The following is a 21149-nucleotide window of genomic DNA, read 5'->3' as shown; positions in this document are numbered from 1 at the left end:
CGGAGCGGCGCGCCAGAGGGGGGTGCGCGCCGCGGGGATGGTCGGCCTGCGCGGCGCCGCCGCCCGCCGGAGAGAGCCCCAAGAGCGCCGAAAAGCGCATGGATTCGAGGGCTTCCGCCCCTCCCGCGCGCCGCCTCGGGCGGCCGCAAGGCAGGTCGCCGCGACCAGGGCATACAGGACGAGGCGCGCGGAGGGGGGTTTAGCCGGCGGGGACTCGGGGCACGCCCTAGTCCCACCCGTCCGGAGTCCGGCCAGCGATGGCCGGACTTCTGCGCCGCTTCGCGGCGGCTCCGCACGGGCGGGCCTAGCCTTGTTTCCTCGGGCCTCCGCCCCGAGCCCCGGCGCCCGTCGCGCAGCCGCCCCGGTCCCGCGCGACGGCGATCCCGCGCGGGATCGCCGTCGCGCGGAGCGGGTCTGCCCGGCGCCGGCCAGGCGCTGCTCGGCGCCTTCAACCGGCGCGCAGCTCGTCGAGCAGCGCCCGGGCCGCCTCGAGCGACCCATCCTCGGAGACCGACCTGTCGAGCATCAGGCGAGCTTTCCGGCGATCCCCGGCGGCGAGCGCCATGGCCCCGAGGTGGTAATAGGCCACCGCGCGCGCGGCCGGCGTGGTGCCGCCTTCTCCCGGCTCGGTGGCAATCTTCATCATCGTCACCGCCCGGTAAGCGCGCGCCGCGAGGTCCTGCTCCCCGAGCTCGAGCGCGCTCTCGCCAAGCTCCATGGCGAGCCCGCCGTTCTGTGGGTCGTTCTCGAGCGCCCTCGAGAGCGCGGTCAGCGACTCGCGTGCATTGCCCTCGGCGGCCTCGATCCGCGCGATGCGGTGGTAGACGGCGCCGAGCAGCCTCGAGCGACGACCCTTGTTGGCGGCGATGAGCTCCAGTGTGACGGCGCGCGCCTCCGCGGGGCTGCCCGCGATCGTCAGCGCGTCGATGAGCAGGAGGGCCACGTCGTGCTCCTCCGGCCTGAGCGAGCGCGCCTCCCGGAGCACGGGGATCGCCTGCGCCGCGTCGCCGGCGTCGAGGAGCAGGCGGCCGGCGCGGACGAGGAGCGTGAAGCGGCCGGCCACGTCGGACGCGGCCGCGGCGTCCTCGAGCGTCATGGCGGCGAGCTCGCGGCTCGCGCCGATCTCCGCGTACAGCGCGCGCAGGCGGTCGCGGATCTCGGCGTGGCCCGGCGCGGCGCGGAGCGCGCGCTCGAGCCCGCCGCGGGCGTCGGCCAGGTGGCCCGCGCGCGCGCAGGCGTCGGCGAGGCGCAGCGCGGTGGCGACGAGCGCGTCGCCCTCCTCCAGCGCGATGAGCCGGCGGTAGACGGCGCTCGCGGCGTCCCACCGCCCGGCGGACTCCTCGAGGCCGGCGAGCGCCCTGAGCGCCGCGCGATCCCTGGTGTCCGCCTGGAGCAGGTCGCCGAGGTGCGCGCGCGCGCGGTCCCGGTCGCCCGCGCGCGCGAGGATCTCGGCCAGGCGGAGCCGGAGCGACCGCGGCGTGACCGCTCCCGCGCCGCCCGGCGGGGGCGCCGCGGCCGCGCCCTCGCCCTGGCCAGGCCGCGCGATCGCGCGCTCGAGCGCGCGCTCGAGCTGCGCCACGAGCTCGCCCGCGTAGTCGGCGCCGCCGAGCGCGTAGGCGCGCTCGAGATCGGCGAGCGCTCGCTCCCCCTCCCCGAGCGCCTCGTGGACCTCGGCCCGCGCGCGGTAGAGCCACGGGTCGTCCGGGCTCGCCTCGAGCGTCGCCGTGAGCGCGCGGACCGCGCGGGCGTGCTCTCCCGCCGCGCCGCACGCGTCGATGAGCGCGCAGAGGACGTCGCGATCGCCGGGGGCGACGCCGAGGGCGCGCTCCAGGAGCTCGGCCGCGGCCGCGGCGTCGCCCGCGCGGTCGCGGAGGATCTCGGCCGCGCGGCACAGGCGCTCGACGCGCGCCGCGGCCGAGCCCTCGACCTCGGCCGCGAGGACGTGGAGCTCCGCGAGCGCGGGCCACGCCTCGCGGGCCGCGTAGCGCGACGCGAGCTCGTCGCGGAGCCGGTCGCTCGTGGGGCAGGCGGCGTAGCCGGCCCTGAGGGCGGCCTCGGCCGCGGCGTCGTCGCCCCGCGCGCCGTGGAGCTCCGAGAGCTCGAGGGCGAGCCGCGCCGCCTCGCCCCCCTGCTCGAGGCGCAGCAGCTTCTCGAGCGCGTCGATGAGGTCGTCGGCGCTGCCCTGCGCGCGGCCGAGCCGCTCGAGGGCGCGGAGGACGTCGCGGCTCTTGCCGTCCCAGTCGGCGGCCGCGAGGTAGACGTCGCGCGCGGCGCGCGCGTCGCCCCGCTGCTCGAGCAGGGCGCCGAGGCGCATCGAGATCGACACGATCGAGGCGACGTCCGCGCGATCCTTCGCGGCGTCGAGCTGGAGCGCGAAGAGCTCGGAGAGCTCCTCGGTGCGGCCGGCCTCCTCGAGCATCGTGGCGAGGAGGATGGCGGCCTCCACCTGCGCCGGGTCCTCGTCGAGGATGTCGCGGAGCAGGAGCGCCGCCTCGTCCGGGGACTCCCGCGCGAGCAGGCGCGCGCGCTCCAGGCGCAGCGCGCAGCGCTCGGAGATGTCGTCGACGAGCGGGATCGTCTCCTCGAGCAGCGCCGACAGGCGCGCGGCGTCGCCGCTCCGCCGGTACACGCCGGCGAGCGGCATCCAGATCTCGCGCTCGGCGGGCTCGCGGCCGCGGAGCTCCTCGTAGAGCCGCGCGGCCCGGCGGAGGTCGTCGAGCGGGCCGGCGGCGAGCCCCGCGGCGCGCAGCAGGAGCGCGCGCTCCTCGTCGGGCGCCGACACGCGCGCGGCGCGCTCGCACAGCCACGCCGCGGCCGCGACGTCGCCGGCCTCCTCGCGCAGCTCGGCCAGCGAGACGAGCGCCCACGCGGCGCCGGGCGGATCGGACGGGGGGGACGAGGCCGAGGCGACGATGCGCTGCAGGATCGACTCGGCCTGCTCGCGATCGCCGAGCGCGCGGGCGGTGCGGACCGCCTCCTCGAGGACGCCCGGGCCCTCGATCTCCGCGAGCAAGAGGAGCGCGTCCACGAGGGCGCGCGGGCGCCCGCTCTGCCGCGCGAGGCGCTCGAAGAGGCGGATCCCGCGCGGGTGCCTCGGGTCGGTGCGGAGCGCGCCCCGCAGGATCGCCTCGGCGCGATCCGGCTCGGCGTCGAGCTCGAGCGCCTCCTCGAGCAGCGAGATCGCCTCGTCGACCGCCGCCGCGTCCGACGCGAGCAGCGCGGCCAGGCGGTAGCGCGGGTCGGCGCGATCCGCGCGGCCGGGCGGCGCGCCCTCGGCGGACGCCGCGCGCGGGGGCGCGGGCGCCGCGTCGGCGAGGTCGATGCGCTTGCGGAGGACGTCGGCCAGCGCGGCGCGGTCGCCGAGGCGGTCGTAGAGGCCCTCGAGGGCGCGCCACAGCGCCTCCACCTCGGCGCGCGCCTCGCCCGCGGCCGGCGCCCTGGCCGCGATCCTCGCCTCGGCGCGGCGGTAGACGGCCACGGCGCGCTCCGGGCCCTCGGGCGCGAGCTCGAGGGCGCGGCCGAGGCGCAGGAGGAGCGCGACCTCGTGCGGCTCGCCCGCCGCGCGGGCGACGAGCCGCTCGAGCAGATCGAGGACCCTGTCCGTCTGGTCGAGGCGGCGCGCGAGCTCCAGGGCGGCGTCGTGGGCGGCGCCCGCGCCCGGCGCGAGATCGAGGGCGCGGAGGCGGGCGCCGAGCGCGGCCTCCGGGCGATCGAGCGGCCCCTCGTAGAGCGACGCGAGCTCGGAGAGCGCCGCGGCGGCGTCCTCGGCGGGCTCCAGGATGGGGCCCGTGAGCCGGGCCTCGAGGGCGCGGGCGAGCAGGTCGTGGCGGCCGCGGGCGCGCAGCGCGGCGAGGAGCTTCTCGTGCTCCGACTCGCTCTCGCGCGCGGCCTCGAAGGCGGACTCGACGTACTCGGCCTCGCGCTCGGGCGCGCCCTGCCGCTCCGCGATCTCGCCGAGGGCGAGCAGGACCTCGGCCCGGCTGAACGACGTGGCCGAGGGGCGGCTCAGGCTGGAGCGGGGCGGCAGCGTGCTCCGCCGCGCGCCGGAGGGCCCCTCGCCCTCGTCCCGCGGCCGGCGCGCGACGAGCAGGAGCGCGCGGTAGGCGCGGTGCGCGCGCTCGAGCTGGCCGTCCTCGAAGGCGAGGCCGGCGAGGCCGTGGAGCGCGTCGGGGTGCGCGGGATCGACGCGCAGCGCGTTGTCGAACTCCGCCATGGCGCGGGCGCGATCGCGGGTGGCGAGGGCGACGCGCGCGAGCTCGTAGTGGACGAGCGCGCGCTCCTTGGGGCGGCGGCCGCCGAAGTCGGCGATGATCCCGCGCAGCTCCGCGGTCGCGTCCTCGGTCCTGCCCGCGGCGGAGAGCGCCCGGCTCCGCGAGAGGCGCAGCGAGAGGTCGTCCGGGGCGAGGGAGATCGCCTCGTCGAGGAGCGGGATCGCGGCGGCGGGCGCGCCGCCGCGCGTGAGGTAGAGGTCCGCGGCCTCGCGCAGGAGCGCGAGGCGGGCCTGCGCCTCGTCCGCGCGCGCGGCGTCGCCCGCGATGAGCTCGGCCAGGGCGATCCACGCGCCCGCGGCGCGGTAGAGGTAGGCGAGCCGCTCGCGGAGGGGCGCGGGCTGCGCCGCGCGGGGCAGCGCCCGCTCGAGGGCGGCGCGGGCGCGATCGGCCTCCCCGGCGGAGAGGTGCGCCTCGGCGAGGCGGAGCGCGGCCGCGTGCAGCTCCTCGGGCGGCGCGCACGCGGCGAGCCGCTCGAGCGCCTCGGCGGCCGCCGCGTGCTCGCCGCGGCGCGTGAGCAGGCGGGCGAGGGCGTCGAGCGCGCGGGCCGAGCCGAGGTCCGCGGCGCGGCGGTAGCTCGCGATCGCGCGCTCGGGCTCGGCGAGCTCGTGCTCGGCGAGCGACGCCGCCTTGAGCCACAGCTCGGCGGCCGGGGGGCCGCCGCCCTCCGCCTCGCGCGCGGTCGCCTGCTCCTCGCAGAGGAGCATGAGCTCGCGGTGCAGGCCGCCCTCCTCGAGGAGCGCGGCGAGCCGCTCGATCGACGCGGCGTGGCCCGGGCTCTCGGCGAGGTTCTCGCGGAGCCGGGCGATCGCCTCGGCGCCGCGCCGCGCGGCCGCGAGCAGCTCCGCGGCGTCGCACCGGAGCGCGACGCGGCGCGCGGCGTCGCTCGAGGCCGCGATCTGCCGCTCGCGCAGGCGCACGAGCGCCTCGCGCCGCGGGGCGCCGGCGTCGCGGAGCAGCGCCGCGAGGCGCTCGCCGACCGCCTCGTCCGCCGGATCCTCGTCGACGAGCGCGCCGTAGAGGGCGATCGCCTCCTCGGGCTCCGCCGCCTCGGCGGCCACGCGCCGGAGCCGCCGCCGCTCGCCGGACGGGAGCGGGAGCGCGGCGCCGCGCCGGCAGAGCGCGACGATCTGCGGCCGCTCGCCCGCGTCCGCGAGCATGCCGACGAGCGCGTCGATCGCCCACAGGGCGGCGCGCGCGGGGGGCCACGCGGCGGGGCTCGGCGGCGGCGCCTCCTCGTCGTCGTGAAGGCGCCGCGCGGCGAGCTCGAGGAGCTCCGCGGCGATCTCGCGGGCCCGCGCCGCGTCGCCCACGACGTCGCGCGCGGCCTCGACGGCCTCGCGGTAGAGGGCGAGATCGTGCCCGGTCGCCGCCGCGAGCCGGAGCAGCGCCGCGACGAGCGAGGGCCCGGGCCGGCGCCGCCTGAGCTCCACGAGCTCGAGCAGGATCGCGCTGTCCCCGGGGTCGTGGAGGAGCGCCTGCTCGAACGCGCGCTCGGCGGCGTCCTCGTCGGCGCGCGCGTCGCGGTGAAAGCGCCCGACCCGGAAGGTGAGGTCGCGGAGCGCGGCCGCGGGGACGTCGCCGCGGCGCTCGAGCGCGGGGAGCGCGTCGGCGATCGTCTGCCAGCGGCCCGCGGCGTCGGTGAGCCGCATCAGGTCCACGGGCGGCTCGGCGCCGGGCGACAGGAGGAAGGCGCGGAGGGCGAGCTCGAAGGCGCCCTCGCGATCGCCGCCGCGCTCCTCGAGCAGCGCCGCCGAGGCCTTCAGGACGGCGACCCGCGCGGCGTCCGTCTCGGCCGCGGCGAGCCGCGGCTCGAGCAGCGCGATCTGGCCGCGCCAGTCGTCCGCGGCGACGCAGAGATCGAGCAGCGCGGAGACCGCGGCGACGAGCGCGCCGCGGTGCTCGGGCGAGGCCGGATCGACGCGGCGGAGCAGCTCCGCGAGGCCCGCGCGGGCCGAGGGCGCGCCGGCGTCCTGGACCCCGCCGACGTCCCCGACCCGGCCGGCGCCGTCGCCCTGTCCGCCGTCGCCCCATCCGCCGTCCGCGCCCTGCGCCGCGCCCTGTCCCGCGGCGTCCTCCCCGTCCTGCCCGCGCGCGGCCTGCTCGGCCTCGTGCGCGCGGCGGTAGGCGGCGACGGCGCGCTCCCACGCGAGCGTGCGGTCGCGGTGCACGTCGCCGAGCCGGAGGTAGAGCGCCGCGCGCCGCGCCGCGCCGGGGCCGGAAGGAGATGCGCCGGCCGCCGACGCCTCGGCCTCGAGCAGCGCGACGAGGTCGTCCCAGCGCTCGGCGCGCGCGTAGAGCGCGGCCAGCGCATCCCCGCTCTCCGGGTCGGGCGCGAGCTCCTCGCGGACGCGGCGCCAGACGGCGATGGCCCGCTCGGTGTCGCCGAGCTCGCGCTCGAAGAGGCGCGCCACGCGCCCGAGGTCGCGCCGGGCGCCCTCGCCGCCCCGCGCGGCCGCGCGGCGCTCCAGGACGGTCGCGAGCTCGCGGAAGCGGCCGGCGCCCTCGAGGATCGCCACGAGGCCGTCGAGCGCCTCGAGGTCGTCGCCATCCTCGGCGAGGCGCGCCGAGTACGCCGCGATCGCCCGCGCCTCGTCGCCCAGCCGCGACGAGGCGAGCCGCGCGAGCTCGCCCAGCGCCGCGCGCCGCGCCGCGGGGTCCCTCTCGAGCGCCGCGAGCGTGTCGAGCACGTCGCACCGCTCGGCCGCGCGGTCGCCCTCGGCGAGGAGCCGATCGAGCGCGCGGGCGGCGCCGAGCGCGGCCTCGTCGTCCCCGTGGCGCTCGGCCAGCGAGGAGAGCCGGCGGAAGAGCGCGATCGCCCCGTCGATGTCGTGGAGCCGGTCGCGGCGGAGGAGCGCGGCCTCGCGCACGAGCGCGAGCGCCTGCGCCGCGCCCTCGGCGCGGGGCTCGGCCGCGGCGAGCACCTCGGCGAGGCGGTCGTGCCGGCCGAGGCGCTCGGCCAGCTCGGCGAGCTCGGCGCGATCGCCCTCGCCCGCCGGGCTGAGCTCGACGAGCTCGGCCAGCCGCTCGAACGCGCCCGGCTCGTCGCCGAGGGCGTCGCGGCGGAGGCGCACGATCTCGCGCAGCAGCGCGGGGCGATCGCCCGCGCCGGCGCCCTCGAGCTCGATCTCGAGCACGCGCGCGAGGTCCTCGGGCCTCCCCTCGGCGCGGTAGCGCTTCGCGAGCAGGACGGCCGCGCGCTGCCGCGCCGCGCGCGCGGGCGCCGCGCCGGCCCCGCCGGGGGTCGCCTGCTCCTCCGGGATCGCCGCGAGGATGCGCTCGAGCAGATCGAAGGCGGCGCGCGGCGCCGGGACGCCGTCCAGCATCTGCTCGACGACGGGGAGCGCCGACGCGGCGTCGCCGACGCCGTCGATCCAGAGCAGCGCGACGCGCTCGCGGAGCCGCTCCGCGGCGTCGCCGGAGAGCCTCGGCAGCTCGGCCGCGAGGAGCTCGATGAGCGCGCGGTGCCGGCCGTGCCGCTCGTAGAGCCGCTCGAGCGCGGCGCGCGTGCGCGCGTCGTCCTGCAGCGGCAGGAGCAGCTCCAGGTACCGCATGGTCCGCTCGCCGTCGCCGGCGAGATCGCGCGCGACGGCCGCGGCGTCCTCCAGCAGGAAGACGCGATCGTCGGCCGACGAGGTGCGCTCGAGCGTCGCGTCGTAGAGCGCGAAGAGGTCGTCCCAGCGCTCGGCCGCGTTGTAGGCGAGCTTCAGCCGCTCGAAGCCCCAGAGCGAGCCGGGCACGAGCTCGACGAGCCTCCGGAGCAGCGACAGGACGACGTCCGGCGCGTCGAACCACTCCTCGTGGTGCTCGACGGCCCGCCGGCCGATCTCCTCGACGATGTCGGGCGGGAGCGCCGCGCCCGCGCGCTCGTCCGCGAGCGCCGCGGCGTACGCGGCCGCGACGCGCTCGGGCTGCTCCGCGCGGCGCCCGAGGTCCTCGACCCGATCCCAGAGGGAGAGCTCGCCCGGCAGCTCGGAGACCGCGCGCAGCGCGACGTCGAGGCCCCGCGCGGGGCGCTCCTCGTGGAGGTCGAGCAGGCGCTCGAACCAGCCGCGCCGGATCGCGGCGCCCTCCTCGGCGGCGAGCCTGCCCGCGTCGAGCGCGCCGCGCAGGGAGCCGAGCGGCGCGGTGTCGGCCGGCGCGCGCGGCGCGGCCTTCATCGCCGGCGCGGGCGAGCTCGCGAGGAGCGTCTCGAGCAGCGCGGCGCGCGCCTCGGGGTCGTCGAGCGCGTCGCACGCCCGCTCGAGGAGCAGCGCGGCGCGCGCCTGCGTCTCGGGGCGCGCGAGCGTGCGCTCGGCGATCTCGAGCACCGCGGGCTCGACCGTCCCCGCCTCGATCGCGGGCGCGATCGCGTCGAGCGCCTCCGCGGGCCGATCCAGCCGGTCGAGCAGGAGCGTCGCGAGCTCGACGTCGAGCGCCACGCGCGCGCCGCCCTCGCTGCGCTCGCGGCGCGCCGCGAGCACCTCGGCCGCGCCCTCGTGGTCGCCGAGCTCGGCGAGCAGGCGCCCCCGCGCCGCGAGCGCGTCGTCGTTCTCCGGATCCGCCTCGAGCAGCCGGGCGTAGAGCGCCGCGGCCGCCGCGCGGTCGCCGATCTCCTCCTCCCACGCGGCCCACGCGGCGAGCGCCCGGAGGCGCTCTTCCTCGCGCGCGCGCTCCGAGAGCAGCGTGAACAGCCACCGCCGGTCCACGCGGCGCGCGAGCGTGTCGGGGCTCTCTGCGAGGAAGCCGCGGAACGCCTCGAGCGCGGCGGGGTCGAGCGGCGCCGGCGCGGCGTCGCCCTCGGCGGGGGGCGCGAGCAGGCGCCGGTAGACGACGGCGGCGTCGTCCTGCCGGTCGGGATCGGCGGCGAGCACGCGCGCGAGCGCGGCGTCGATCGAGCGGACCCGCGCCGCGGCCTTCGCGGCGGGCGCGCCCGAGGGGGGCCCGCCGGAGGGGGGCGCGCCGCCGTCCCCGCCGGCCCGCACGCGGTCACGGAGCCAGAGCGCGGCGTCGACGAACCGCGACGTCGCGCGCGCGCGGGTCGCCGCGCCCTCGAGCGCGGCGAGCGCGGCGAGCGCCTCCTCGTCGCTCGGCGCGGTGTCGAGCATGACCTCGCACACGGCGGTGAGCCGGTCCCAGGCCCCCTGCCCGCGGTAGAGCGACACGAGACGGCCGGCGGCGTCGCGGTGCCTGGGCGAGACGGAGAGCACGCGCTCGTAGAGCTTCTGGGCCCGCTCCGGATCCGCGAGCGGCCCCTCGGCGAGCGAGGCGGCGCGCTGCCAGGCCGCCACCGCGGCCTCGACGTCGCCCTCCGGGGCGGTGCCCGCTGGCGCGGCCTCCCCGGGCGCGGCGCTCGCCGGCGCGGCCTCCTCGGGCGCGGCGCTCGCCGGCGCGGCGCCCGCGCCGCCGATCCCGAACGCCGCCAGATCGCCGAGCCGCTCCAGCCAGAGCACCTCGTCGTGCGGATCGGCCGAGGCGGCGACGCGCCGCTCGAGCGCGTCGCGGAGCAGCGACGCGTCGCCGGCCGAGCGCGCGAGCGCCTCCATCGCGGAGAGCGCCGCCTCGGAGAGCGCGGCGCCGCTCGCGAGGATCGCGCGGTAGTGGGCGGCCGCGCCCGGCGCGTCCCCGCCGCGCTCGGCCGCCTCGGCCATGCGCAGCTCGTGCGCGACGCGCTCCCCGGGCGCGACGGCGGGGAGCCGCTCGGCGAGCGCGCCGTAGAGCGCGTCCCACGCCTCGCCCGCCGCGTACGTCTCGAGCAGCGCCTCGTACGCCGCGTCGTCGTCCGCGTCGTCCTCGATGGCGGCGCGGTAGGTCGCGGCCGCGCCGGAGAGGTCGCCGAGGTCGCGGCGCTGGATCGTGCCGATCGCGTGCAGGAGCTCGCGCCGCCGGGCCGGCGGGCACGGCTGCGCGAGCGCCTCGCGGTAGAGCGCGAGCCGCTCCTCGGGGCTGCCCTGCTCGCGCAGGAGCGCGTCGACGCGCGCGATGAGCTCGGGCGACGAGGGCTCGAAGGCGAGCGCCCGCCGGTACAGGGCGAGCGCCTGCGCCACGTCGCCGTTCGCGAGCAGCGCCTCGCCCGCCCGCCGCGCGAGGTGCGACAGCGCCGGGCTGTCCACCGCGCGCTCGCCGAGCGCCCCGGCGAGCGCCCGCGCGCGCCGCGCCGACTCGCCGCCGTGCTCGGTGAGCCGCTCGATCTCGGCGACCCACCGCGCGATCTGCTCGGGCGCGGCCGCGGTCGCGAGGGAGAGCCCTCGCGTCGCGAGCTCCAGCGCCTTCCTCGGGTCCCTGAGCTCGCGCTCGGCCACGGAGGCGGCCTCCTCGAGCGCCGCAAGCCTGCCCGCGGCCGCGGCCCCGGCCGGCGCGCCCTCGGCCTGCGCGGCGGGCGCGATCTCCGCCCGCGTCTCGAGCACCCGCACGAGCAGCGGCGCCGCGCCGTCGGCGCGCGCGACCGGCTCGAGCACCGCGCAGGCGGCGAGCCGCAGCGCGTCCGGGAGGAGCAGGCGGGCGCTCGGGCGCGACGCGGCCGGCTCGGCGCCGCCGCTGGGGCGCGACGCGGCCGGCTCGGCGCCGCCGCCCGGGGGCGGCCCCAGCATCTTCTCGACCGCGAGCCGGCTCGGCCGGTCGGTCGGATCGAGCGCGAGCGCCTCGCGGTACGCGGCGAGCGCGCCGACCGGATCGTCGAGCCGCGCCATGCGGATCGCGCCCACCCGGGCGAGGACCGCGGCGCGCTCCTTTCCGTGCGCGAGCTCGGCCTCGGCCTCGAGGAGCGCCTCGAGCTCGGGCCAGCGCCGCTCCTGCTCGAGCAGCGGGATGAGCCGCGCGTGCGCCTCGCGCGACGCCCCGAACGCGGCGATGAAGCGGCGCCAGGCGGCGACGGCGGCCGGCGCGTCCGGGAGCCGGGTGCGCAGCTCGGCCGCGCGGAACGCGAGCTCCCGCGCCGCGCGCCGGTCCGGCTCGGCCTCGGCGCGCCGCTCGAGGACCCACGCGAGGCCCTCGTGCGCGTCGGTGGCCTCGTACAGCCGCTCGAGCGCGGCGAGCGCCGCGGCCTCGCGCGAGGATCCCGCCTCCGCGAGCCTGCGGTAGGCGGCGATCGCGCCGGCCGTGTCGCCGAGCTCGTCCTCGTAGAGCCGCGCGAGCCGCTCCGCCGCCCCCTCGCGCGCCACGGCGTCGGCCTCGGCCTCGACGAGCCGCTCGAGCGCGGCGGCGAGCCCGCGCGTGTCGCCCTCGCGCTCGCAGAGCCGCCCGAGCCCGCGCGCGGCGCGCCGCACGGCGGCCGGATCGGGCTCGCCGTCGAGCGCCTGCTGGTAGGACATGCGCGCCCTCCGGGCGTCGCCGAGGCCCTCGTACAGCTCGCCGAGCTCGGCGGCGATGCGGGCGCGGAGCGGCTTCTCCTTGGCGGCGGCGGCCGCGCGCGCGAGCACCCGCGTCGCGTCGGCCTTCCGGTCGAGCGCCGACGCGAGCGCGAGGTAGCGCTCGCGCACGACCTCGTCGGCCGGGTCGACCGCGAGGATCTGCTCGGACAGCGCGAACGCCGACGCGAGATCGCCGAGCTTCTGGAACTGCAGATCGACGAGGCGCCGCTGCACCTCGACGCGGCGCGGCCCGCGGAGGTTCTCGATCTGCAGGGACATCATGCGGGCCGCTTCCTGGGCCCTGCCGAGCCGCAGGTACGCCGCCTCGAGCGCCGCGGCCGCGCGCACCAGGACGGTCTTGCGCGCGAGCAGGGCCTCGCCCGTCCGGAGGGCGGCCTCGTGGTCCGGGGCCTGCGCGAGCACCTCCTCGACGTGCGGCAGCGCCCGGTCGATCTCCTTGAGCGGCCCGCTGTAGAGGTCGATGAGGCGCGCGCGGATCTCGAGCGCGTCGGGCGGCGCCGCCTCCGCGGCGAGCGCCTGCTCCAGCATGCGCGCGACCTCGGGGAGCCGCCCGGCGCGCGCGTAGCGCGCCTCGAGCGCCCAGCGGGCCGCGGCGTCGCCGGGCTCGATCCGGAGGATCTGCTGGAGCAGCTTGACCGCGCGCTCTTCTTCCTTGCCGCTCGCCTCGATGAGCGCGTGGGCGCGGCGGAGCAGCTCGAGCTGCTCCGCGCGGTCGGCGCGGCTGCCCGCGGCGAGGGCATAGAGGTCGGCGAGCCTGGGCGGCTCGTCCGCGTCGAGGAGGATGCGCTCGAGCCGGGCGAAGGCCTCCTTGTGGGACGGCTGGGCGGCGAGGGCGCGCTCGAGGTAGGGGCGGGCGCCGCCGGGGTCGCCGAAGGAGTCGGCGAGGAACTCGGCGGCGTGCACGAGGACCTCGGCCTGCGCGGCGGGCGGGAGCATGCCGAACCTCCGCTCGCCCACGAGGCGCTCGTAGGCGAAGGCGAGCTCGGAGAAGCGGTCGTGGGCCGCGGCCGACTCGTGCAGCTTCGCCCACAGCTCGGGGTGCGGGCTCCCCTTGGCCGCGGCGGCCACGAGCACGTCGAGCGCGGCCGGTTCGTTGTCGATCCCCTGCTCGAGGGCAGCCTCCAGGTTATCGAGACGAAACGAGACGCGCGCGCTCTTCGTGTCCTGCTGCATGCTCTCCGGACCTCGGCTGTCGAAGGGGCGCAAGGCCGGCGATCCGGCGCTGCCCTCGGACCTGCGCTCGCATCCGCTGCGAGCGATGCCCAAGGTAACAGGAGCGTTTCCCCGTGGGCTCTGCGAAAGGACGCCCGGGCCGGGCGGGATCGCGCGGCGGGCGCGGGCCGCGCGCGGGCGTGCGGCGTTGCGCGGCGGGCGCTGGCTTTCGCGGCGCGGCGCGGCGCGGCAGCGGCGAAGGCTGGTGAGGAGGGAGGAGCTACGACACCGGAGTCCATGTCGATGCATGGCGGCGCCGCGTCGGACAGGCGCGCTTCGCACCTGGATGTGCGGAGGTCGTGTCGCTCGGCCCGGGCCGAGGCGACCCGACGCGGTGCGCGTACTACCCGCCCACCGCCACGCGCTCCCACGTGAACGGCACCGGCGCGCCTGGATCGACGGTGAGCCTCAGCCACTCGCTCACGGTCTCGCCCTCGACCACCACCCGCGTGAGGTTCGGCACCGGCGCTGCCCGCCTCGAGCGGCCGATCCACCCGGTCACGGTGCGAGTCGCCCTGCACGAGCAGGACGGGACGAACGAACCTGCGGGCGCGCGTCGCGAGGCGCTGGACGATCTCCACGAACCCGGTCGTGGACCCCGAGAACGTGTCCGCTTGCATGAGATGCCTCCTCGATCGACGCGCCGCTCGTAGCGGGACCGCGTGCGCGATCGAGGATACCGGCTCAGCCTCGGGTCCGCCGACGGCTCACTGCGTGACGACCTGCTTCCAGCCGGTGGCGCCGGGGGTTGCGCCCGACGCCGCGACCTTGCGGTACGAAACGCCGCTCGTCAGATCGACGTACTCGGACCCGAGCGGCGCGTAGAGGCTCCCCTCGGGCGCGCCGTTGCCGATCAGGCGGAAGTAGCCCGTCGGGATCGCCCCGTTCGGGTACGCCTGCGCGAACGAATGCTGGACGCCGGGGACCTGGGAGACATCGACGTCCAGGATGCGAAGCCGCTGCGGCGGGGTGCCCGTCGCGACGAGGTCCTCGGGGAACAGCTTGATCCCGTTCAGCTGCGTCGGCGTGGCCTGGTCGTCGAAGATCTTGCCGCCGGAGATCGTCACGTCGGTCGTCCCGACGATGGAGATCCCCTGCTTGTAGGCGTCGCCCGCCGCGGTCAGCTTCATGTTGTTGTACACGATCGGGTTCGTCACGGAGACCTGCTGCAGGATGGCCCCCGCATGGCCCCTGAGGCTGAGGCCCGGTTCCCCGTTGTCGTGGAGCGTCACGTCGTCGATCCTCAGGTTCTTCACGGCCGTGACGCGGATGCCATGCTGGTCGTTGTCGAACACCTGGGCCTGGCTGATGGCCACGTCGGTCGGCGCATTGCCCTCGTGTACGCTCCCGATCAGGATGCCGTTCTGGCCGTTGCCCCAGAACTGGCCCCCCAGGATCTGGATGTCCTTCGCCGCGGTCCCCAGGCTGTTGTCCGGGGGATAGCTGACGACCGCGATCTGCACCCCGTCGCCCGCGTTGTTGTAGGACTGGCAAGACGACACAATGACGCGCGACCCGCCCCAGATCGCGATGCCAGGGGCGGGGCCCGCGCCCCCCGTGATCATGTTCTTGAACGTGCTGTTGATGATGCGCAGCCCCCCCGACGCCGAGCCGTCCAAGGCGACCCCCGTGCGGTAGGAGGCCTGGATACCCGGCTTGCTCATCCCGTCGACGACCACCCCGTCGATCGTGCCCGTGGTCCCATTGCTCGTGCTGATGCCGTTGATCCTCCTCGACGTGGCGGACGGAGAGCCCAGGATGCGCACGTTGCGAACCGTGCAGTCGACGCAGTTGTTGAGGTTGAGGACGCCCGCGTTGTCCTGCCCATGACCGCTCGTCGCGTCGATGGACAGGTTGTCGATCGTGACGTTCTTGACCGGGAGAAACTCGTTCGACGCGGACAGCTTGGTGACCGTGAGCGCGATGACATCCGCGTTGAGCTGCAACGTCGCCGCGGTGCCGCCAAGGAGCGTGAGGTTGTCGACCTTGGCGTTGATCCTGTTCTCCACGCAGTAATTGCCCGGCGGGAAATACACGACCGGATACGGGGTCCCGCACTGCGCGGCGCTGTCGATGGCGCTCTGGATCTCGTCGGACTCGTCCCCGGTCACAGCGCACCCGCGGCCGGTCGCGCCGTAGTCCCTCACATTGATGACCGACATGCCGCCGATCACGGACGGCGCGCCGCCATCGGGCGAGCACGAGAGCTGGCCGACGGCCTCGCCGACCTCGAGATACGGCGTGCCCTGCTCCGGCGTGCAGGCAAGGAGGATCAAACAAGCAGGAGCGATCGCTCTGGTTGCAATGGTCATCAAGGTCTCCTCGGAAAGGATTGCGCGCCTTGTGTCGCGATGAGGTTCGAGCACGACAAGGCATGAGGCGACGTCCCGAGGACTGCGCGCGGCGCGCGCCGAGGCTGGGGCCGCGGGCGCGCCCCGGACAGCGGCGGGGGACGTCGCCACCGCCCCTGGCAAGGACGGCGCCAGCCACGTCCACCGGCGTGGCGCGGCCGGGCGGCCCGCCCAGGCGCCTTGTCCAGCGCCGCAGATCGATCGGCCCCGGTGCGAGCGCCGCGCTGGCACCGGGGCACGTGCCACGCTGGCACGCTGGCACGTGGGTCGCCGCCTCCGAGGAGCGCTTCCGGGATGTCGAGGTGGAGGACACGGGCGAATCGTCGTCGCTGGCGAAGCCGTGGGATCCCTCGAAGATCCGGATCAACACGAAGCCGTTCTCCCTGCGGCAGGTCGTCGACATGATCAATGACGACGACATCGATCTGGCTCCGGATTTCCAGCGCCTCTACGTCTGGAAGCCGGCGCAGCGGTCGCGGCTGTTCGAGTCCGTCCTGCTCGGTATCCCGCTACCTGCCTTCTACTTCAACCAGGACTTCCAGGGGGCGATGCAGGTGGTGGATGGGGTCCAGCGCCTCACCACGATCCATCGCTTCGTGGCAGGCGGTTAGCCCCTCGCCGATCTCGAGCACCTCAAGGACCTCGAGACTCGGACATTCAACAAGCTCGACGTCGTCCTGCGGCGGCGCTTCCAGCAGAGCCAGATCTTCGTCAACGTCATCGAGCCTCAGACGCCCGATGACGTGAAATTCGACGTGTTCCGGCGGATCAACACGGGGGGCAGCCCGCTCACCCCCCCAGGAGATCCGGCACTGTATGAGCCGCAAGCGCTCGCGGGACCTGCTCAAACAGCTGACGAGCCTTCCCGCGTTTCACCAGGCGACCGACGGGGCTTTCCGCCACGAGCGCCGGATGGCGGATCGAGAGGTGGCGCTTCGTTTCTGTGCGTTCCGCTCGCTCGGGGACATCGACGAGTACCGCGAGTTCAGCAGCCTCGATTCGTTCCTGCTCGACTTCACGCGCCGCGCGGACGGCATCCACCCCTCGAAGCCGAGCCTGTCGGACGAGGAGCTCGCGAAGCTGTGCGCGGATTTCGATCGCGCGATGCGCGCCGCGTCGGTGGTGTTCGGCAGCACCGCGTTCCGCAAGTTTCCCACGTGAGCGAAGCGACGCGGCCCCAACGATCGCTCCCTGTTCGAGAGCTGGGCGGTCGCGCTGGCCGACTACGAGCCCAGCCAGCTCGAGCCGTTCAAGTCGGCCATCGTGAGCGCCGCGCGCGAGCGCATGGGGAACTACGATTACAACGGGGCGATCAGCCAGGGGACCGGCGATCTCTCCAAGGTCGAGCTCCGCATCGGCGTGGCGCGAGAGCTCCTGAGGGGCGCCGCGGGATGATCACGTCGCTGGAGATCACCGGGTTCAAGCGCTTCTCCTCGTGCAAGCTCGACCTCGCGCCCCTCACGGTGCTGACAAGGCTGAACGGGGCTGGGAAGACCACGGTCATCCAGGCGCTGCTGCTCGCGCGGGAGGCGAGCCTCTCGGAATCCGGCTCCGTGCCGCTCAATGGGCCCTTTGGTCTGGAGCTGGGGAGCGCTCAGGACGTCCTCAATCTTCACACCGCGCTCGAGGCATCCGAGCTCGCCATCTCCGCAGTGATGGATGACGGCAGCGCGGCACATTTTCTCCTCGACGCGCGTGAAGAGCGCCTGTTGCACCTCCCCATCAAGGAGCGGCCGGCACGGTGTCCGCGGGCGCTGGGCGGTCCTCACCGGGCGTTCCCGTATCTCTCCGCCGAGCGGCTCGGTCCGCGCGACGTGCTCGGCGCCAGCGCCAGGCCCACCGACGATCTCGGCGTGGGGATCCGCGGCGAGTACTGCGCGCACGTGCTCGCCGTCCACGGGCTCGCGCACAAGGTCGTGGGCGCGCGGCTGCACCCCGACCGACGAAGCGAGGCCGATATTTTCCTCAAATATCAGGTCGAGGCCCGGCTCTCCGACATCGCCCGTCCCGCGGAGATCGACACGGTCTGGTTCCCCAACACCGCGGTCACCGCGCTCCGCTTTCGGTCTCCGGGAGGCGACTGGGTGCGAGCGCCGAACATGGGCTTCGGCGTGAGCTACAGCCTCCCGATCGTGCTCGCAGGGCTGTTCGCTCCAGAGCAGCACGGGCTGCTGCCCGCGAGGTAGCCGATGCGCTTCGTCTTGGAGGAGGCGAGCTGGGCCTGGGATGGTGAAAACAGAGATGCGTACATCGAGCGGATAGAGCAGCTCCTCGATCGGCTGGACGTCGCCCGCGAGCGGGAGGAGCGCTGGGCCGCGAGCCGGGAGCTGCTGGAGCAGAGGGTCTTCGGTGCGTACAAGCTCATGGACCTCCTCTGGCCAGGGAGGACAAGCCGGTCACGAAACCCATCACCCATGAGCTCGTCGAGCGGCGGTTCAGGGGATGGAGGCTCGAGATCGCCCCCGAGAACTCCGATGTGCAGGCTGACGGAACGTGCCGCCGGGCCAGGGAGCGGATGCTCGGAGGGCGGAAGCTGTACTGTGAATGGCATTACAAGCTCGAGAGGCATACCAATCGCGCCCACATACATGCGCCTGTCCCTGAATCCGGCGGGAAGGTCATCGTGGCGATCTTTCGTGATCACTTGCCGCTCCCGGGCGACAAGTAGGCGGTCGCGCTCGTCGCCGCGGCCTCGCGCGGGTGGCGGGGCAGCCACCGCTGCACCTCAGCTTCGCCTGCGCGACGCTGCCCTGCATGGTTTCCGCGATATCCGTGCTCATCGATATCGTGCTCTGGCGGACCGCTCCGTTCGCGTCGGCCGTCGGATATCCTGAGATCCATCCGAGGGCCCTCTTCGACCGGTTGGACGGCTGGCGACGGCGGTCCTGTCGGCGGACGGCGGCCATCGCTTGCAAACGAGGCGGACCTGTCTCGACGGCGATCTTCAGGATCGCCAGCGGAGCCGCCATGTCCATCAGGAGGCCTGTAGGGATCCTGCCCGCGCCCGCGCGCGAGGGGACGACGACAGTCCTTGTTCGTCGCGATGCTCCGGGCGCGCACGGCTCGATCGTGCACAACGCGGCGCGCGGTACGTCGGTTGCTCCGAGCCCACCGCGGCCGCGGAGGCGGTCGCACTTACAAGGAGAGAACGAATGAACCGACTGACTCGAATCGGTGCGCTCCTCGCCGCCCTGTCGATCGTCGCCTGGAGCGACAGGGATGTGGAGGCAGCTCCGATATCTGCCGCCGTGAGCAGCAAGCAGCTCAAGGACCTGACGGACGGTGACGTCGAGCTCGCGTGCCAGTCGCTCACGGAGAGGGTGGCGCTCTCCAGGGAGGATGCCTGCGAGTTCGCCGGCGTCCTGTGGTCCACCCTCGGGGGGGCGTGCGACACGGTGAAGGAGAAGTGCATGGCGGCGCCCGAGGAGCCGCCCGCGCGCGAGGGGGAGGCGGCGCCCCCCGAGGCCCCGGCCACGAGCTGTCTGCCGCCGGTCGAGGCGCGCGATGGCTGCACCGCGACCGTGGCCGAGTTCGAGGCGTGCCTGCTCGCCCACGCCGACGTGATCCGGTCGCTCACGTGCGACTCCTCCATCAGCGCGCTCGAGGCGCCCATCCCCGCGTGCGACCTCATCCTGCAGAAGTGCCCCGCGCTCGCCGGCGCGCCCGAGGACGACGACCAGGGCCAGGGGACCGCCCAGCCCTGACGCGGCGGCGCGCGCAGGCCCTGCCGGCGCGCGCGCTCGGCCCCGCTCATCCGACCCGGCCCCGCGGACGCGGCGATGCCCTGAGCGGTGCGCGGCCGCCTGCGGACGGACGGAGCGCACGCCCCGATCTTCCGGGGGCGGCCGCGCCATCTGCGCAAGATCCCGTGCAACTCGCGCAACTCACGCAAGGACACGCGCTCAACTCGCGCAACTTGCGCAACGACGCGCGCGCAACGGGCCTCGTGCGCGCCGCGATGCCCCGGGGGCGCGCGCGCTCACGGGGCTGGCGTACGGCTTGCTGAGCTCCCGCGCGGGGCCGTGAACCGCGCGGCGCGCCGCCGCCGTCCCGGAGGAGGAGGTCTGTCGGGTGCAACCCCCCCGCGCTCCTCGCTCCGGACGGCCCCGAAGGAGGTCTCGGTACCGTGAACGGACATATCGCGCCCACTGGCTCCTCATGCATGGATCGAGAGATGACAGCACGGAAACAGGACCTGCGCGACGCGCGCGCGTTCCTGGCGCAGGTCGAGGTGGACAGGGACCTCGCAGAGAAGATGGCGCAGGCCGACGGGGACATGACGCGCATCCTCGCGATCGCCGCGGAGGCGGGCCACGCGTGCACCGCTCGGGAGCTCACGGCGGCCTATGAAGAGCTCGTGCGCTCCGCGCCCGAAGCCTCGGCCTGCGACCTCGGTGATCCGGGGATCCATCCGCTCCGCGCGCCGTCGGATCTCGGCCATGCGGCGGTGTACCTGAGCCTCCGCGCGCCGTCGGATCTCGGCCATGCGGCGGTGTACCTGAGCCTCCGCGCGCCCGCCGAGCGCTGCTGTCCGGCGTCCCCCTGAACCGCCGCGCCCCCGCGCGCGCAGCGCGGGGCGCGCCCTCTCCTCACCTTGGCGTTCCGGGATGGGAAGCGTCGCCGGGCGCTTCAGGAGATGAGCCCATGATCCAGGCACCTGGTCCGAAGGGACACCCGCTGCACGGCTCCTGGCGGGAGTTCCGGGACGACCCGCTCGCGTTTCTGCTCGACGGCGCGCTGGCGTACGGCGATTTCTTCCGGTTCCGGCTCGGGCTGACGCGGTGCTTCGCCGTCTCGGATCCGGCCGCCATCCTCGCGGTGTTCACGGACCGGGACGGGTTCACGGACAAGACCCCGTCGCACCGCATGCAGGATGCTTATCCGCGGAGCGTGGCCCGCCTCGAGGGGGGCGACCACCTCGAGCGGCGACGGGCGCTCGCGCCGGCGTTTCAACGCGAGGCGCTCCTCGCGCGGGCCGGAGGGGCGATGCGCGCCGTGCGCGGTGGGCTCGGGCGCCTCCGCGCCGGGGAGCCCCGCGCCGTGCTGCCGGTGCTCGAGGACGTGGCGCTGCGGAGCGCGGCGATGCTGCTCCTGGGCGACGCGGGTGGAGAGGTCGTGGAATCGATCGCGACCGAGCTGCCGCGGGTGGAGGCGTGGCTCGGTCACGCCGCGAGCGACGAGGGGGCGTATCAGCAGGCCAGGGCCGCGCTCGCGGGCGCGATCGCGCGCGCGGCGGAGCGCCGGCGGGCCGCCGGGAGCCCGGCCGCCATGGACCTGCTCGAGGCGCTGGTCCGCGCCGTGGACGCCGGCCGGATGTCCGAGCAGGACATGATCGACGAGATCGTGATGATGCTGGTGACCCACGTGCCCACGGCCGCGGCCTCGGCCTGGGCGCTCGTCGAGCTCGCGCGGCACCCGGAGGTGCGGAGCAGCCTGGAGGAGGAGCTCGACGCGCTCGCCCCGGAGGGAGCGGACGTGGAGAGGGCGCCGCTGCTGTCCAGGGTGGTGCTCGAGACCTTGCGGCTGCACCCGCCGGTATGGGTGCTGGCGCGCGAGGCGCGGCGGGAGTTCCGTCATGGGCCGCACGCGGTGAGCGCCGGGGACGAGGTGCTCGTGAGCCCCTACGTGATGCAGCGCCTTCCGCGGTACTGGGAAGATCCGGAGGCGTTCCTCCCGGATCGCTTCGATCCGGCCTCTCCGGGGCACGGCGCGCGCCCCTCGGCGGCGTTCCTCCCGTTCGGGCTCGGGATCCGCAAATGCATCGGCGAGCGGACCGCGCTGCTGCAGATGAAGCTGATCCTGGCCGCCTCGCTGCGGGAGCTCCGGTTCGAGCTGCCCGCGGGGTACGAGGCTTCCGTGGACGGCCGGCGCCCGCTCGTGCCCCGGGATGGAGCGCCGATGGCCGTGGAGCGGCGCCGGGCGGTGGGGCACGTCGGGTGCTCACCTCTGGAGCTTGCGTTCCGGTGAGC

Annotated in this window: 10 protein-coding genes; 7 read left to right on the top strand and 3 right to left on the bottom strand. The window is 76.0% G+C overall.

The genetic code is table 11. The annotated features are described in order from the left end of the window. Window positions 1–448: 448 nt before the first annotated feature. The 3 genes from WMF31_RS07655 to WMF31_RS07645 all read right to left on the bottom strand — a co-directional run bounded on the left by WMF31_RS07655 (window position 449) and on the right by WMF31_RS07645 (window position 15141). On the bottom strand, window positions 449–12790 hold the full coding sequence (locus WMF31_RS07655; RefSeq protein WP_436601300.1) for a tetratricopeptide repeat protein: 12342 nt from the start codon (window positions 12788–12790) through the stop codon (window positions 449–451). 382 nt (window positions 12791–13172) lie between these two features. Beyond that, window positions 13173–13331 (bottom strand): hypothetical protein, encoded by a 159-nt coding sequence (locus WMF31_RS07650; protein WP_436601299.1) that lies wholly within the window; start codon window positions 13329–13331, stop codon window positions 13173–13175. Between the two features lie 205 nt (window positions 13332–13536). Next, entirely contained in the window at window positions 13537–15141 is a 1605-nt protein-coding gene (locus WMF31_RS07645) for a right-handed parallel beta-helix repeat-containing protein (RefSeq protein ID WP_436601298.1), read from the bottom strand. 278 nt (window positions 15142–15419) lie between these two features. On the opposite strand from WMF31_RS07645, the gene WMF31_RS07640 reads away from it, so the two are divergent. The 7 genes from WMF31_RS07640 to WMF31_RS07610 all read left to right on the top strand — a co-directional run bounded on the left by WMF31_RS07640 (window position 15420) and on the right by WMF31_RS07610 (window position 21147). After that, window positions 15420–15791 carry a DUF262 domain-containing protein gene (locus WMF31_RS07640; protein ID WP_436601297.1) on the top strand — a complete coding sequence of 124 codons (372 nt, stop codon included), beginning with the start codon at window positions 15420–15422 and terminating at the stop codon, window positions 15789–15791. Between the two features lie 301 nt (window positions 15792–16092). Next, the gene (locus tag WMF31_RS07635) at window positions 16093–16341 is read left to right on the top strand and encodes a hypothetical protein (protein ID WP_436601296.1); all 249 of its coding nucleotides are present in this window, start codon (window positions 16093–16095) and stop codon (window positions 16339–16341) included. 102 nt (window positions 16342–16443) lie between these two features. Next, window positions 16444–16575 (top strand): hypothetical protein, encoded by a 132-nt coding sequence (locus WMF31_RS07630; protein ID WP_436601295.1) that lies wholly within the window; start codon window positions 16444–16446, stop codon window positions 16573–16575. Then, complete coding sequence (locus WMF31_RS07625; protein WP_436601294.1) at window positions 16572–17366, top strand: hypothetical protein; 795 nt, start codon at window positions 16572–16574, stop codon at window positions 17364–17366. The genes WMF31_RS07630 and WMF31_RS07625 overlap by 4 nt, the downstream gene beginning before the upstream one ends. Before the next feature lie 966 nt (window positions 17367–18332). Continuing rightward, complete coding sequence (locus WMF31_RS07620) at window positions 18333–18884, top strand: hypothetical protein (protein WP_436601293.1); 552 nt, start codon at window positions 18333–18335, stop codon at window positions 18882–18884. Between the two features lie 470 nt (window positions 18885–19354). After that, the gene (locus WMF31_RS07615) at window positions 19355–19726 is read left to right on the top strand and encodes a Nif11-like leader peptide family RiPP precursor (protein ID WP_436601292.1); all 372 of its coding nucleotides are present in this window, start codon (window positions 19355–19357) and stop codon (window positions 19724–19726) included. Window positions 19727–19824: 98 nt separating this feature from the next. Then, a complete protein-coding gene (locus tag WMF31_RS07610) occupies window positions 19825–21147 on the top strand; it encodes a cytochrome P450 (protein WP_436601291.1) in 1323 nt (440 codons plus the stop codon). Window positions 21148–21149: the final 2 nt, after the last annotated feature.

Source organism: Sorangium sp. So ce1036 (assembly GCF_051369805.1).
Classification (GTDB): Bacteria; Myxococcota_A; Polyangia; order Polyangiales; family Polyangiaceae; genus Sorangium; species Sorangium cellulosum_F.
The sequence above is the reverse complement of the archived record's forward strand: the minus strand, read 5'-3'. Positions and strand labels throughout refer to the sequence as shown.